The 14,967-nt window shown below is 66.5% G+C and carries 17 protein-coding genes; 8 read left to right on the top strand and 9 right to left on the bottom strand.

The window, feature by feature from the left end; translation table 11 throughout:
- Positions 1-2 precede the first annotated feature (2 nt).
- Entirely contained in the window at positions 3-1,001 is a 999-nt protein-coding gene (locus ACW170_RS15610) for a cysteine synthase A (RefSeq protein WP_492087538.1), read from the top strand.
- On the opposite strand, the gene ACW170_RS15605 is transcribed toward ACW170_RS15610, so the two are convergent.
- Complete coding sequence (locus ACW170_RS15605) at positions 998-1,990, bottom strand: LysR family transcriptional regulator (RefSeq protein ID WP_492089198.1); 993 nt, start codon at positions 1,988-1,990, stop codon at positions 998-1,000. The genes ACW170_RS15610 and ACW170_RS15605 overlap by 4 nt on opposite strands.
- A 47-nt stretch (positions 1,991-2,037) precedes the next feature.
- Between ACW170_RS15605 and ACW170_RS15600 the strand changes: the two genes are divergently transcribed.
- Positions 2,038-3,081, top strand: coding sequence for a zinc-dependent alcohol dehydrogenase family protein (locus tag ACW170_RS15600; protein ID WP_492087537.1), 1,044 nt, complete (start codon positions 2,038-2,040; stop codon positions 3,079-3,081).
- Positions 3,082-3,143: 62 nt separating this feature from the next.
- On the opposite strand, the gene ACW170_RS15595 is transcribed toward ACW170_RS15600, so the two are convergent.
- The 8 genes from ACW170_RS15595 to flgF all read right to left on the bottom strand — a co-directional run bounded on the left by ACW170_RS15595 (position 3,144) and on the right by flgF (position 9,529).
- Positions 3,144-4,943 (bottom strand): DUF885 domain-containing protein, encoded by a 1,800-nt coding sequence (locus ACW170_RS15595; RefSeq protein ID WP_492087536.1) that lies wholly within the window; start codon positions 4,941-4,943, stop codon positions 3,144-3,146.
- Between the two features lie 64 nt (positions 4,944-5,007).
- Positions 5,008-5,511 carry a hypothetical protein gene (locus ACW170_RS15590; RefSeq protein ID WP_492087535.1) on the bottom strand — a complete coding sequence of 168 codons (504 nt, stop codon included), beginning with the start codon at positions 5,509-5,511 and terminating at the stop codon, positions 5,008-5,010.
- Positions 5,512-5,523: 12 nt separating this feature from the next.
- The gene (locus ACW170_RS15585) at positions 5,524-5,976 is read right to left on the bottom strand and encodes a hypothetical protein (protein WP_492087533.1); all 453 of its coding nucleotides are present in this window, start codon (positions 5,974-5,976) and stop codon (positions 5,524-5,526) included.
- Positions 5,977-6,028: 52 nt separating this feature from the next.
- Positions 6,029-6,523, bottom strand: a complete 495-nt coding sequence (locus tag ACW170_RS15580) for a hypothetical protein (RefSeq protein WP_492087532.1) — start codon at positions 6,521-6,523, stop codon at positions 6,029-6,031.
- A gap of 103 nt (positions 6,524-6,626) precedes the next feature.
- Complete coding sequence (gene flgH, locus ACW170_RS15575) at positions 6,627-7,361, bottom strand: flagellar basal body L-ring protein FlgH (protein ID WP_492087531.1); 735 nt, start codon at positions 7,359-7,361, stop codon at positions 6,627-6,629.
- A gap of 12 nt (positions 7,362-7,373) precedes the next feature.
- Entirely contained in the window at positions 7,374-7,982 is a 609-nt protein-coding gene (locus tag ACW170_RS15570) for a flagella basal body P-ring formation protein FlgA (protein WP_492087530.1), read from the bottom strand.
- A gap of 3 nt (positions 7,983-7,985) precedes the next feature.
- Positions 7,986-8,774 (bottom strand): flagellar basal-body rod protein FlgG, encoded by a 789-nt coding sequence (flgG, locus tag ACW170_RS15565; RefSeq protein WP_492087529.1) that lies wholly within the window; start codon positions 8,772-8,774, stop codon positions 7,986-7,988.
- A gap of 14 nt (positions 8,775-8,788) precedes the next feature.
- Positions 8,789-9,529, bottom strand: a complete 741-nt coding sequence (gene flgF / locus ACW170_RS15560) for a flagellar basal-body rod protein FlgF (protein ID WP_492087528.1) — start codon at positions 9,527-9,529, stop codon at positions 8,789-8,791.
- A gap of 179 nt (positions 9,530-9,708) precedes the next feature.
- On the opposite strand from flgF, the gene ACW170_RS15555 reads away from it, so the two are divergent.
- From ACW170_RS15555 to ACW170_RS15530, 6 genes are all read left to right on the top strand, one after another.
- A complete protein-coding gene (locus ACW170_RS15555; protein ID WP_492087527.1) occupies positions 9,709-10,386 on the top strand; it encodes a flagellar basal body-associated FliL family protein in 678 nt (225 codons plus the stop codon).
- A 2-nt stretch (positions 10,387-10,388) separates the two neighbouring features.
- Positions 10,389-11,429 carry a flagellar motor switch protein FliM gene (gene fliM, locus ACW170_RS15550; protein ID WP_492087526.1) on the top strand — a complete coding sequence of 347 codons (1,041 nt, stop codon included), beginning with the start codon at positions 10,389-10,391 and terminating at the stop codon, positions 11,427-11,429.
- Complete coding sequence (locus ACW170_RS15545; protein ID WP_492087525.1) at positions 11,429-12,031, top strand: DUF6468 domain-containing protein; 603 nt, start codon at positions 11,429-11,431, stop codon at positions 12,029-12,031. The genes fliM and ACW170_RS15545 overlap by 1 nt, the downstream gene beginning before the upstream one ends.
- Before the next feature lie 17 nt (positions 12,032-12,048).
- Positions 12,049-12,930, top strand: coding sequence for a MotE family protein (locus tag ACW170_RS15540; protein WP_492087524.1), 882 nt, complete (start codon positions 12,049-12,051; stop codon positions 12,928-12,930).
- A 301-nt stretch (positions 12,931-13,231) separates the two neighbouring features.
- Entirely contained in the window at positions 13,232-13,471 is a 240-nt protein-coding gene (locus ACW170_RS15535; protein WP_492026161.1) for a DUF3297 family protein, read from the top strand.
- Positions 13,472-13,513: 42 nt separating this feature from the next.
- The gene (locus tag ACW170_RS15530; protein WP_492087523.1) at positions 13,514-14,953 is read left to right on the top strand and encodes a M20/M25/M40 family metallo-hydrolase; all 1,440 of its coding nucleotides are present in this window, start codon (positions 13,514-13,516) and stop codon (positions 14,951-14,953) included.
- Positions 14,954-14,967 lie beyond the last annotated feature (14 nt).

The following is a 14,967-nucleotide window of genomic DNA, read 5'->3' as shown; positions in this document are numbered from 1 at the left end:
ACGTGTCCGTCACACCGTCTGTCATCGACCTGATCGGCCATACGCCGCTGGTCCGCTTGAACCGCCTGTCCGACGAGACGGGCTGCGAAATCCTGGGCAAGGCCGAGTTCATGAACCCCGGCGGTTCGATCAAGGACCGCGCCGCCCTGTCCATCGTCCAGGGCGCGTGGGCGTCCGGCGCGCTGAAGCCCGGCGGGACCATCGTCGAGGGCACGGCGGGGAACACCGGCATCGGCCTGGCCCTGGTCGGCGCCGCCTTGGGCCATCCGGTGGTCATCGTCATGCCCCGCACCCAGTCTGAGGAGAAGAAGTCGGCCATCCGTTCGCTGGGCGCGCGCCTGGTCGAGGTGGACGCCGCCCCCTTCTCCAGCCCCAACCATTTCGTCCATTATTCGGGACGTCTGGCGTCTGAACTGAACGAGAGCGAAGAGACCGGGGCGATCTGGGCGAACCAGTTCGACAACACCGCCAACCGCGACGCCCATTATACGACGACCGCGCCGGAGATCTGGGAGCAGACGGGCGGCAAGATCGACGCCTTCGTCTCGGCCGTGGGGTCGGGCGGCACCATCTCGGGCGTCGCCGCCTATCTGCGCGAAAAGAAGCCCGAGGTGACCATCGCCCTGGCCGACCCCGCCGGCGCGGCCCTGTTCAACTGGTTCACCAAGGGCGAGATGACGGGCGAGGGCTCGTCGATCACCGAGGGGATCGGGGTGGCGCGGATCACCGGCAATCTGGAAGGGTTCAAACCCGACCACGCCTATCGGATCGAGGACGCGGAGTTCCTGCCGATCCTGTTCGATCTGGTGAAGTACGAAGGCCTGTCGCTGGGCGGATCGGCCGGGGTCAATATCGCCGGCGCCGTGCGGCTGGCCCGCGAGATCGGGCCGGGCAAGACCATCGTCACCTGCCTGTGCGATCCGGGCTCGCGCTATGCGTCCAAGCTGTTCAACCCGGCGTTCCTGACGTCGAAGGGACTGCCGGTTCCGGGGTGGGTCTAGACCAGCGATTTCGTGCCATCATCGTGCTCACCGAAAGGCTCGGGTTCGAGCAATATCCGGTCATCGTCCGAAGCGTTTTCGTTTGCGAGCGCGTCAACGATAAAATCCATCAGGGCGCGGACACGTCGGGGCAACTGCCTTCGAGGCGGATAAACAAGTTGGACCGGGGCGCCGGGCGCGTCCTGGCCGGTCAAGACCTGCACCAGCGCCCCCGCGCGCACGCCATCTCTCGCATAAATCTGTGGGGCTTGAGCGATGCCGATCCCCGCGATCGCTGCGTCGATCAGCGCCTCGCCATTGGTGAAGGTTGCGACCGCCGCGCTTGTGTCGATCGCAATATCGTTTCCGGCGCTCGCATAGATCATGGGTCTATGCCGGCCCAAGGGCGGCAGAAAGGCGATCAGCCGATGCGAGCGGAGGTCTTCTGGAACCCTGGGATGCCCATGGCGTGAGAGGCTTTTGGGACAGGCATAGGTTCCCTGGCGTAGTCGACCGAGCGGGGTTGCAACCAAATCCTCCCGTGCAAGGCGCCCCACCCGCAAAGCCATATCTGCACCTTCCGCGATGAGATTCACATGATGGTCGTTCATGCGGACCTCGACCTTGAGCTTCGGATGATCTGAAAGGAAGCGACCCAGCAATGGAAGAATGAGCGCACGCCCGAGCGATACCGGCATTTCCAGTCGGATCACGCCACTCAGTTCTTCCGGGTCTTTCAGAAGGGCGCTCTGCATATCGTCGAGTTCATCCGCCCACCGGCTGGCCCGCGCGTAGAACAGGGCCCCTTCGTCGGTCAGTTTCACACTGCGTGTGGTGCGGTGAAACAGGCGAACACCAAGCCGGGTTTCCAGCCGGGCGACGGATTTCGAGGTGGCGGATGGCGCCTGTCCCAGCGATTTCGCAGCCCGACTGAAACTCAGCGCTTCTGCGACGCGTAGGAATTCCTCGATCCCGGAGGTCTTGTGCTGCAGATGCCTATTGCTGACCATGCGGAACAAGTCTCCTGAATTTTAATCGCATTGTTATCCCGGAATGGATGAATAATCTGCCGTCATCTGAGAATGAAAAGGCGAAATCGATGAAGGCTGTGGTCGCGACCGAACAGGGAAGCCCGGACGTGCTTCGCCTCGTCGATTTGCCGAAACCGGTACCCGGCGCTGGCGAGGTTCTTGTGAGAATCCGAGCGACGAGCGTCAATCCGATCGACACCAAGGTGCGAAAGGCGAAGCTGCCGATGACGCCGGCCTCCTTCCCTGCGGTGCTGGGCACGGACTTCGCCGGCACCGTTGAGGCCGTCGGGCCAGGCGGCGCACGTTTTTGTCCGGAGGATGATGTTTACGGCTTTGCCGGCGGCTTTCGCGGCCCCGAGGGCGATGTTCCCGGCGCGCTTGCGGAATATGCGGTGGTGGACGCGGACCTCATCGCCAGGATGCCCAGAAATGTAGACTTCCGGACGGCCGCCGCTCTGCCGCTCACAGCGACCACTGCCTGGATCGCCCTGTTCGAAAAGATGAAGATCACGCCGGCCAGCCGTGTGCTGATCACGGGCGGGGCGGGCGGCGTCGGTTATCCCGCCGTACAACTCGCCCATGCTGCCGGCGCTCATGTCGTCGCCATGACGCGGTCAGCGGAGAGCGCCGAAGCTGCGATACTCGCCGGCGCACAAGCGTGCGTTGATCTGGCTGACACCAACCCGCAAGACATCGTTGCAAAGCATACTGATGGTCAGGGCTTCGACCTGATTTTCGATACGGTAGGCGGCGCCACGCTCGACGCAGCCTTCCAGATGGTCAAGCCGACAGGCGACGTAGTGACCGTGGTCGGCGCCGCCAGCCACAACCTCGCGCCGCTCTATCTGAAGGGCGCCAACCTGCACATGGTCCTGGTTCTCGTGCCGATCATGTTTGGCACGGCACGGCCGCAGCAGGGCGAAATGCTCGAAAAGATCGCCCGGCTTGTTGAGGCGGGCAAGCTTATGCCTCGCCTTGACCCGCAGCGCTTTGGTCTGGAAGAGGCGGCGGACGCCCATCGCAAGCTGGAAGCAGGCGAAGCCAAGGGCAAGCTGATCATCGACCTCTGAGCCGGCCACCGAGCGTGCAGGCAAGCGGTTCCTCCCCACGCCGTGGGGAGGAACCGCTGTCGTTATTTCGCCTTCTCCATCGCAATCCAGCCGTCCATGCGCTGGTCCAGCAGCGCCAGCGGCAGCGGGCCCTCCGTCAGAAGCGCGTCGTGGAAGGTGCGGATGTTGAACTTGGAGCCCAGTTCGCGCTCGGCCCGGGCGCGGATTTCGCGAAGGCGAATCTCGCCGATCTTGTAGGCCGTGGCCTGGCCCGGCCAGCCGATGTAGCGCTGAAGCTCAGTCTCGATATTGTGGGGCGCCAGGGCCGAGTTGTCGCGGAAACAGGCGCGGGCCTGTTCCTCGCTCCAGCCCATCCAGTGCAGGCCGGTGTCGGCCACCAGACGACAGGCGCGCCACATCTCGTAGGACAGGCGGCCGAACCGTTCGTAGGGGGTACGGTAGAAACCAATCTCCTCGCCCAGATATTCGGCGTACAGACCCCAGCCCTCGGTGAAGGCGGTCACATTGGCCTGGCGACGGAAATAGGGTTGGCCCTCGGCCTCCTGCTGCAGAGCGATCTGGAGATGGTGGCCCGGCACCGCCTCATGCAGGGTCAGGGCCGGCAATTCGTACAGGGGCCGCTGGTTCAGTTTCGACGTATTGACCACATAATGGCCGGCGACGCCGTTCTGCATCGAGCCGCCGTTGTAACGGCCGGTGGTGTAGTTTTCCTCGATCTGGGGCGGGACCGGCTGCACGTCATAGGGCAGGCGGGGCAGGGTGGCGAACAGGGCGGGCAGGCCGCCGTCCGCGCGTTTCGCCATCTCCGACGCCTTTTCGATCAGGGCCTCGCGGGTGGGGGCGTAGAACTGCGGGTCGGTGCGCAGGAAGGCCAGGAAGCCGGCGAAGTCGCCGGTCCAGCCGGCGGCCTTCATCTCCACATCCATGCGGGCGCGGATCCGGGCGACCTCGGACAGGCCGATCTGGTGGATCTGGTCCGGCGTCAGGTCCGTGGTGGTGTGGCCCCGCACCAGATAGGCGTACATTTCCTTGCCGCCGGGGCGGTTCCCCAGACCCGGTTCGACCGGGGCCTTGGGCAGGTATTCGGCCTCAAGGAAGGTCAGCCAGGCCCGACGCGCCGGGACGATGGCAGAGGCGACGGCCGAAGCGGCCTGGGCGGTCAGCCGGTCCTTATCGGCCTGAGATACAGTCGGGGGCAGGGTGGTCAGAGGCTTCAGCAGAGGCTCGGCGTCGGGCGTGATCGCCACGTCGTTACGCGCATTGGCCAGGGCGCTTTCGGTCACGGATCGGGCCTGGACCATGCCGGTCGCCAGGCCGCGCCGGGCGTTGTCGGTGGTCTGGGCGTAGAGGCCGCCGAAGCCCTGGATGCGCCGGATATAGGCCTCGGCCTCCGCGACCGAGTTCAAGCGCGTGCCGCCCCCGACGTACAGCGCCCAGGTTCCGGGCCCGCCCTCGCTGTCGAAGGCCAGGCGCGAAATGTCGTAGTCCAGACCCTCGATACTGCGGTTGAGGGTGTAGAGCAGAAAGGCGTGGTTGATGCCCGCAGCCTGGGAAAGACCTGCCGGGTCTATGGCCTTGAGCCTATCGACGAAGGCTTGCAGCGGCGCGCGCTGGGCTAGTTCGAACGACCGCGACAGATCCGGGACGCGCGCCATGGCCTCGACGTCGCCCTCGCTGGAGGCGGCCATCGGGTCGACGGATTTCAGATAGGTCTCGTAATCGGCGATCACGGCGTCCAGCGCCCGCTCGGCCGGGTTCGCGGAGACGGCGGCGGGGGGCGTCGCGGGACGCGATTGCGCCCACGCCGCCGCCTGGGGCGTGGCGGCGATGACAGCCGCGACGGCCAGATAATGGAACTTCATGACACCCCTCCGGAACAGAATGCTCAGGCAAGCCGAGCGGGAGGGGGGCGTCAAGCCGCGCGTTTCATTTGCAGGCGACGAAGAAGCGTTCGATGTCGCCCTGCGACTGCGGATGGGCGACGTAGGTCCGCCGCGTTTCACCGTCCCAGACGGCGATCCAGCCTAAGCGGCGGAAGCGTTGGAAGACCGGATCCTTGGTCTTGGCGTCAGCCTCGGTATAGGCGCCGTCTGTGATGCCGGCGTCTTCGGACTCAGCGGGATAGCGTTCGGTGTCGCCGCCCGATTCGAGATGCAATTGGCGGGAGGGCTTTTCCAGCAGGGCGGCCAAGTCGAGCGCGCCCGAGCCGGGGGCGCAGCGCAGCTGAAGCTTAACCTCGTCGCTGTTGGCCACGCCATAGGCCAGCCCCGCTTCCTGCGGTTCAAGACTGAGATGCCAGTCGTAGTTCGGCAAAGGCGCCGGCGCCCCAGAGCTCACTACAGGCGTCGTGTCAGGCGCGCCGCCTGGCGTGGCGCAGGCGGCGAGGGCCGACAGGGCGAACGCCGACGCCAGGATTTTCGATAAATGCATGAACGGTTTCCCCTATCCCGCACAACGATCCGCGAAGCGGCGCAGCTTGGCAAGATGGGGCCGGTCCACCTTGACGGCGAGGGTCTGGTCGCCGGCCATGACCGTCATGTCGCCCGAGCCGACGAAGGCCGCGAACAGGGGGTGGTCGGTGCGCAAGGTGATTTCCACCCGACCGCCCCTGCCGACACGGGCCTCGCTCGTGGTCGTTACGGCGCCCGAGGTCAGGCGGGCGAAACCGGACGGGGCGGGGGACCGTCGGCCGTCCGGCGCATAGACCGCGACATCGACGACGCTGGATCCCGGCGCGCATTGGAGGGTGGCCTTCAGATCAGGGGTGTCGGGCCGTTCGTTGGCGAGAACGATCGGACCGTCGCCCTCGTACAGCGTCCAGGTCCAGGCTGCAGGCGCCTGAGGCCCTGAGGACTGAAGACCAAGCGCCAGCGCGGCCGATAGGATGAAGCTCATCGATCAGCCCCCGCTGACGGTCAGGCGCGAAACAGCGCCCCCATCCATTTCGTCAAGCGCGCGACGATCCGCAATAGGTAAGAAAACCTGCGATCATCCGACGCTCGTCGGCGCTGGCGCGCAGGGCGAAGGTTCCGGCGTCGCCCTGAACGTTCAGGACGCCTTGCGAGGCCAGGCCCATGAGGCTGGCGTCTCGTAGAGGCAGTCGAGTTTCGGTCGCGTCCCCGCCGCTGATGGGATCGATCGGCGTCGGTCCGTGCGAAGCCGCGATCAAGCGCGGCGTGTCCGGCTGGACGTCGCCATAGACCACAGCGGTGGAGTCGCCGGGCGAGCAGGTGACCATCAGGGCCAGTTGGTCGGAATTTTCCACGCCATAGGCCAGTTTCGCCATCGCGCCTTCATGGCTGAGATGCCAACCCATGGCGGGGGCTTGAACGGGGGAGGCCACCGGCATTGCCTCGGCAGCGACGGACTCGACCGACTGGGTGCTGGCGGCGAAGGCGACCAGGGCGATGGAGGCGGCGGCGGGGATCAGAACCTTGAACATGTCAGTACTCGCGTCTGACCAGCAAACGCGGTTACACGTTAAGGGTTCACGGCTCCGCTTCAACGAATTCCATCCGTGGCGCCTCAGCATCACGGGCATCAGGTCAGAACGGACTGAAACGCTCCACGAGGCTCTGGGCCGCCGGGGTCGCCTGCATCCGGCTGATGTCGCCGCGACCGCCGTAGGAGATGCGGGCTTCGGCGATCTGGGTGTGGTTGATGGCGTTGGCCGACGAAATGTCTTCCGGCCGAACGATCCCGGCGACGGTCAGTTCGCGGACCTCGCGGTTGGTGCGCACTTCTTGCCGACCCTGGATCACCATATTGCCGTTCGCCAGCACCTCGGTCACCACGGCGGCGACGGTCAGGGAGACCTTTTCCGAGCGGGAGACAGAGCCCGAACCAGAGGCGTTCGTTTCGCCCTCCATGCTCACCATGCTGGCGGGGTTGAACCCGCCGGGGAGGATACGGCCCAGGCTGCTTTCCAGGCCGAACAGGTTGGACACCCCTGCGGAGGAGTCGTTCGAGCGCGCTCGCGTGGTCGAGTTCTGGGTCTGGGCGCTGTCGTCGATGTCGATATTGACGGTCAGGATGTCGCCGACATGACGCGCGCGCTGGTCGCCGAAGAAGGTGCGGGCGCCGACCCGCCACAGGCTGTTGGCGCTGGCGGGGGTGGCTTCGCCCCGCATTCCGGGGCCGGCCATATAGGATTGCTGAACCGGCATCAGGGCGGCGGGATAGCCGATGGGCGCCAGTTGCGGGCCCCGCACGGCCTCGACGGCGGTGGAACAGGCGCCCAGCGAGGCGGCGACGGCGGCGACGATCAGGATATTGCGCATGACGAGGTTTCCCTAGCGGGCGGCGAGTTGGTGGGTGTTGGCGCGGGCCATGTCAGCCGCAGGACCAGCGACGGCCTGTCCCGGGCCGGAAGCGACGGCGTCGATCATCCGGTTGGAACTGGTGTTCAGGACCGCCACGGGTTCGCCGATGGCGGCGTTGCGCATGGCCTTGCCCATGACGCTCAGGTTCACGCCGCCGACCTGGTAGGTGACGCGCACCATGTCGTTGCGGGCGATGACCGGCTGGCCCACGGGAGGAGCGGCCGTACGCAGCTGGGAGGAGGCGGGCTGGCTGGCCGTCGCGACCTGCATAGCCTGGACTGGGCCGGAGGACTGTCGAACCGCGATGCGGCGCAGTCCATTGGGATTGTCCCAGCTCAATCCGGCCTGACGCGCCTGGGCCTGGACCTGGCCGGCCTCGAGAACGACCGAGGGGCCGACGCGTTGCGCGACCACGACATCGCCGGCCGCGCCGGCGTTGTCGAAGATGTCGCCCAGGGTGACGCGGCCGTCGTCGTCCACCGGGTTCGATTTCAGCGAGACCGTGCCGGCCCAGGCGGCGCCTGCGAGAGCGCCGCTGAAGGCGACGGCGAGAAGAAGGGTGCGGCGGATCGCGATCATGGCTTAGCCCTTCACCTGAGCGGTCACCGACAGCATTTCGTCGGCGGTCGAGATCACCTTGGAGTTCATCTCGTACGCCCGCTGGGCGATAATGAGCGAGCTGATCTCCGACACGGCGTCGACGTTGGACGCCTCGGTGTAGCCGTGCAGGATGCTGCCGAAGCCGGCGTCGCCCGGCGTGCCGATATTGGCGGCGCCTGATGCGGCGGTTTCCAGCAGCAGATTGTCACCGATGGCTTCAAGCCCCGCCTCGTTGAAGAAGGTGGCCAGTTCGATCTGGCCGACCGTGGTCGGCGCGGTCTGACCGTCCTGGGTCACCTGGACCAGGCCCGACTTGGAGATGGTCACGTCCACCGCGTCCTGCGGGATGGTGATGGCCGGCTCCAGCGCATAGCCGTCGTCGGTGACCATCTGGCCTTCCTGGTTGACCTGCAGATTGCCGGCGCGGGTATAGGCGATCTCGCCCGAGGGCAGGGTGATCTGGAAATAGCCCTCGCCGTCGATGGCCATGTCATAGTCGTTTCCGGTCTGGGCCGGCGTGCCCTGTTCGGTCACGCGATAGACGGCCCCGGCCTTGACGCCCGCGCCGATCTGGATGCCGGTCGGGACGACGGTGCCCTGGCTGGACGACTGGGCGCCCATCCGTTCGACGTTCTGGTAGAGCAGGTCCTGGAACTCGGCGCGCTGCTTCTTGAAGCCCACCGTGTTCATGTTGGCGATGTTGTTGGAGATGACCTCCACGTTCAGCTGTTGGGCGGCCATGCCCGAGGCTGCGGTTCTGAGCGCGCGCATTGTCCGGCTCTCCCTTAAGCGGCCTTGCCGAGGCGCTCTACGGCGCGACGGCTAAGGTCGGTGGTGTTTTCGATCATCCGCGTGATGCTTTCGTAAGCCCGGCTGATCTCGATGAGATTGGTGATTTCGGTCAGCGAGTTGACGTTCGACGCCTCGAGCGATCCTTGGTGGATCTGGACGTCGTTGGCCTCGACCGGCTGAGTGTTGGACCCATTGCGATAGAGTCCGTCGCCGCCCTTCTCGAGCACGCCGAGCGTGTCGAAGCGGACGACGGACAGCCGGCCCGTGATCTGCCCGTCCTGGGTGATGGTTCCATCCGCGCCGACCGAAGGCTCGCCCAGCGCCGGGTCGAGCACGATTTCCGCGCCGCCGCCTAGTACGGCCTGACCCTGTTTGGTGGTCAAACGGCCTTCGGCATCCAGGGTGAAGGCGCCGTCACGAGTGTAGGCCTCGCCGGCTGCGCCGTCGCGGACCGTGAAGAAGGCCCCTTCGCCGGCGATGGCGAAGTCGAGCGGACGGCCGGTCTCGGACATCGAGCCTTGACCGAAGTCGCGGCCCACGCCGTTGTCCAGCACGAAGCTGGCCGAGGGGCGGATGGAGTCGTTGCGGGCGCGCTGGCCCACTTCCGTGCCGACCATCAGCTGTTCGACCTTGAATCCGGTGGTGTTCGCGTTGGCGACGTTGTTGGCCACGATGTCGAGTTCGCGGCGCAGCGTCATCTGACGAGACAATCCGATATAGGCGGCGTTTTCCACGAGAGGCGTGCTCCTTCGCCCATCCGCCTCGCAACGGCCGTGCCAATAGGGTTAATCGAGGCGGAATGCGGGTTTGCGCCCTAAGGGCCTCCCCTTAGCTCGGCAAAATCTGCCGTTTGTAAACGTGGCGTTAACCAAGCCGGGTCGATCTTCCCAGTGAGATTCTCCGGGGCGAGCGCATGTTGAAGTTTGGCAAGAAGAAGGGCGATCCGAACGCTGAAGCCGAAGCGCCCGCTGCGGAAGGCGCCGAGGGCGAAGAGGGCGCGCCCAAGAAAAAGAAGCTGCCGATTCTGTTCATCATCGCCCCGGTCGCCCTGCTGGTGCTGGGGGGAGGCGGCGCTGCAGCCTTCTTCATGATGAAGCCCAAGCCGGCAGCCGAAGCGCCGGCGGAAGGTCACGGCGAGGAAGCCGCGGCGGGGCATGGCGAGGAAAAGGCCGAGGCCGGCGGACATGGCAAGGAAGAGAAGAAGGAAGAGGGCGGGGGGCACGGCGCGCCTGCGGAAGGCGGCGAGCCCGATCCGACCCTGGGCAAGATCGCCGAAGGTCCCGACGGCGTCACCTTCTACACCCTGCCGGACATGGTCATGAACATTCAGTCGCCCGACGGGAAGGCGACCTTCCTGAAACTGAAGCTTACGCTGGAGATGCATGACGCCGAGCTGGCGACCCAGCTTCAGTCCGAACTGCCGCGTCTGCAGGACATGTTCACCGGATTCGTGCGTGAGCTTCGTCCCGAGGATCTGAGCGGTTCGGCCGGCACCTATCAGCTGCGCGCCGAACTGCTGCGCCGCATCAACCTGGTCGCCGCGCCGGGCAAGGTCGACGCCGTGCTGATCGAAGAAATGCTGGTTCAGTAGGCATGACCGACACATCGCTCGAGTCCTTCGGCGGCATGGGTGATCCTGCGGACGCCGTCGCCGAACGCGTCCTGAACCAGGACGAGATCGACAGCCTGCTGGGTTTCGATCTGGGCGATGACGACGGCAACGAAAAATCCGGCATTCGCGCCATCATCAATTCGGCGCTCGTCTCCTACGAGCGTCTGCCGATGCTCGAGATCGTGTTCGACCGCCTGGTGCGGTTGATGACGACCTCGCTGCGCAACTTCACCTCTGATAACGTCGAGGTGTCGCTGGACAATATCTCGTCGATCCGGTTCGGCGACTACCTGAACTCCATCCCGCTGCCGGCGATCCTGGCGGTGTTTCGGGCCGAGGAACTGGACAACTACGGTCTGCTGACCGTCGATTCCAACCTGATCTATTCGATCGTCGACGTGTTGCTGGGCGGGCGTCGCGGCACGGCGGCCCTGCGGATCGAAGGGCGTCCCTACACCACCATCGAACGGGTGCTGGTGCAGCGGATGGTCGAGGTGGTGCTGAACGACGCCCGCCAGGCGTTCGAGCCTCTGACGCCGGTCAGCTTCAACCTGGACCGGCTGGAGACCAATCCGCGGTTCGCGGCGATCGCGCGCCCGGCCAATGCGGCCATTCTGATCAAGCTGCGCATCGACATGGAAGACCGCGGCGGCCGAATCGAGCTTCTTCTGCCCTATGCGACGCTGGAACCGATCCGGAAAATGCTGCTGCAGCAGTTCATGGGCGAGAAATTCGGCCGCGACAACATCTGGGAAGGCCACCTGGCCACCGAGCTCTGGACGACCGAGACCGAGGTGCGCGCCGTGCTGGACGAGCAGATGATGCCCCTGTCCAGCGTGCTGAACCTGAAGGTCGGCGACACGATGATGCTGAACGCCACGCCGGATTCGGAAGTCTCGATCCGGGCGGGCTCGATCCCATTGACGACGGGACGCATGGGCCGAAAGGGCCAGCATATCGCGGTGCGTATCGAGGCGCCGGTCAATCCCGAAAGCGCCGCCCGTATAAGAGGAGCCCGCTGATGACCGGAATGATCATGGATGCGGTGCTGATGCTGCTGCTCGTCGCTGCGGTGGGCTATGGGATCAAGCTGGAACGCAAGCTGGCGACCCTGCGCGCGGGCCAGGTCGCCTTCGCCCAGGCGGTGAGCGAGTTGAACACGGCCGCCGGAAGAGCCGAGACGGCGCTGGCGACCCTGCGCGCCTCGGGTCAGGAGACGGATCTCCTTCATGACCGCATCATTAAGGCGCGTGAGGTCAAGCAACAGCTGGAGAGCCTGATCGCCCGCGCGCCGGTCTCTGCGCCGGTTGAAGCGCCGGCCCTCGCGCGTGAACGCGACCTGGAGCTGGAGCTGGCGCCGGCCGTCGGCGTCTCGACCGCGCTGGTCAATGACGACGAGGAACGCGCCCGCCGCATGGCGGCGCTCGCCGATCGGATCCAGGGCATGTCCAAGCCTGCTGCGAAAGCCCAAACCGGCGGACGGCGGACGGCGGCGCCGGGCGGGCGCGACAATGTCGCCGCCATCGTCCAGGCCCTGACGGCCGCCGGCTCCGCTAACCACACTGCAAAACAAAGCCTCAACGCCGCGCGTCGTAATCTCGACGACGATCTGTTCGCCGCCTGAGTCCGGAACCCTCGTCCATGGCCCGTATCCCCCGCCTTCTGCCCCTGATCGCCGTCGCCATTGGCGGCGTCGTCGCGGTGCGCGCCATCGGCGTCGCGCCGGGCCTGTTTGAGGGCGCCAAGGCCTGGGCTGAGGAAGCCGCGCCGGCTGCTGCGGGCGCGCCGCCCAAGCCGGCCCTGCCGGGCACCTGCGCCCTGTCGCCGGAGCAGTTGGCCCAGCAGGCGGGCATCTCCCCGGCCGAACTGAAGATCATCCAGTCGCTGTCGGCGCGCCGCACCGAGCTGGACGCCCGCGATCAGGACTTCGCCACCACCCTGCCGCTGATGGTCGCCGCCGAACAGAAGCTCGATGCGAAGGTCAAGGCGCTTGAAGCGCTGAAGGCCGAGATGAAGCAGATGCTGGGGCAGGTCGACGAGCGCGAGAAGGCCGAGATCGACCGCCTGGTCCAGGTCTACTCCGCCATGCGACCCAAGGAGGCCGCCCCGGTCTTGGCGACGCTGGACGATCGTGTGCGCCTGCCGGTCGCCGCCGCCATGCGCCCGCGCACCCTGGCCGCCATTATGGCCCAGATGACGCCGGCCCAGGCCAAGGAACTGACCGAAAAACTGGCCGCCCGCTTCCAGGCTCAGCAGATGGCCGCCCGCGCCGCCGCCGCCGAAGCCGCCACGCCGCCGGCTGTACATGACGCCCAGAACCCCGCCCCCGGCCAGACGGCCGCCCCGAGCGCTACGCCCGTCGCTGCGCCTGCTGCAGCCCCGGCGCGTCAGACGCCCCGTCCGGCGGCGCGCCGCCCCGCCCGTCCTGCGGCGGCCCCGGCCGCAACGCCCGCCGCTGCGGGGCCGCAGGCCTATCAGCCCCCCGGCGGGGACAACGCCCAGCCGCGTCAGACGGTGCAATAGGTCGCATCCGGACTCACCCCTAGTCCGGCTTAACCGACAAGCTAACCATTCTAGCGGATTATCCTCCTATGCCCCGTCAGAGGGCGAATTCATGGTGGATGGTCCGACATGATCGGCGAATTTCTTTATCTTGCTCACCGCCTGCGGCGGCCCCTGATCATGGGTCTGTTCGGCGCGATCTATTGGTTCGCGGCCCTGGCCACCCAGATGGTCATAGGCCGCTGATCGGCGGTTTCGGTTGGCATACGGGCCGGGCGCGGCTATCACCGCGCCTTCCCGATATTCGAGCCGCCGAACGATCATGTCCGACACGCCCCCCGACCGCCTTTCCGTCGATCCGTCCAGCCCCTTCCATGATGCGGACGTGCTGCAACGCGGCGTCGGCATTCGCTTCAAGGGCGAGGAAAAGACCAATGTCGAGGAATATTGCGTCTCTGAGGGCTGGGTGCGGCTTGCGCTGGGCAATCGGGTGGACCGCAAGGGCAAGGCTCTGACCGTCAAATTGCAGGGTCCGGTCGAACCCTATTTCCAGAACGGCTAAGTCTTTCTAGGGTCGCGGCCTTCCCCAGTCCGGAGTCTGCCGATGTCCCTTCGCCTGCTGTCCGTCAGCGCCCTCGCGCTCGGCCTTGTCGCCCTCGCACCCCAGGCTTCGGCCCAGGACGCCGTGACCGTGGAGCGGGCCATCGCGATCCGCGACGCCGCCCTGTCGTCGAACATCGCCCTGGATTACGTCACCCAGCTGACCACCCGTTTCGGCGCGCGGCCGGCCGGTTCGAAGTCCGAGCAGGACGCCGCGGCCTGGGCCGCCGACTATCTGCGCGCTCACGGCTTCCAGAACGTCCGCGTCGAGAAATTCCCGCTGGTCGGCTGGGAGCGGGGCGAAGGCTCCGCCGCGATTGTCGGCAAGAACGCCCAGGCGCTGGTCGCCGCCGCCCTGGGCCATTCGCCCGCCACGCCGAGGGGCGGGGTCGAGGCGGACGTCGTCCGTTTCTCCAGCCTTGAAGACCTTCAGGCGGCGCCCGACGCCACTGTTCGCGGCAAGATCGTCTATGTCGATCTGGGCCAGATGCACCCCATGCAGGACGGTTCGGGCTATGGGCCCCAGACCGGCGTGCGCGGCGCCGGTCCGGGCGTGGCGGCGGCCAAGGGCGCGGCGGCCTTCGTCATGCGGTCGGTCGGCTCGGACGAGGACCGCATGCCCCACACCGGCACCACCCGCTATGTCGACGGCAAGCCGACCATCCCGTCCTTCGCCCTGTCCGCGCCGGACGCCGACCAGGTCAGCCGTCTGATCGCCTTGGGCGAACCGATGAGAATGCGCCTGACCTCGACCGCCCACACCTATGTGACCCACAGCCAGAACGTCATCGGCGACCTGCCGGGCGCGACCCGGCCGGACGAGGTTATTGTGCTGGGCTCGCACATGGACAGCTGGGATCTGGGCACCGGCGCCATCGACGACGGGGCGGGAAGCGCCATCACGGTCGCAGCGGCCAAGGCTATCGCCGACAGCGGCCGCCGTCCCGCCCGCACCATCCGGGTCATCTTCTACGGCTCCGAAGAAGTGGCCCAGCCGACGCCTGAGACCGGCAACGGCGGCGGGGTCTACGCCCGCAGCCTGGGCGCGGCGGCGGAGAAGCACATCATCGCCGGCGAAAGCGATTTCGGCGCCGACCGGGTCTACGCGCTGCGACTGCCGGCCGGCGCACAGGGGTCGGAATTCCAGAAGGCGGCTGATCGGGTTCTGTATCCGATTGGCGTTCTGGCGTCGGACCGGATCGAGACCTTTGGGGGCGTCGATGTCGGCCCCCTGGGCCCGCTCGGCGTGCCGTTCTTCGGCCTGGCCCAGGACGGAACCCGCTATTTCGACCTGCACCACACCGCCAACGACACTCTGGACAAGATCGATCCGGCCCAATTGACCCAGAATGTCGCCGCCTGGGCGGGCCTGGTCTGGCTGATCGCCGACTCCGACGTCGATTTCCGCGCGATGCGCCCCGCTACGGCCGCGCCTGCGCACTGAGCCGCTTGGCCCCG

It is taken from the genome of Brevundimonas sp. FV2ps16 (assembly GCF_058681075.1).
This window is presented reverse-complemented; position numbering and strand designations above follow the sequence as displayed.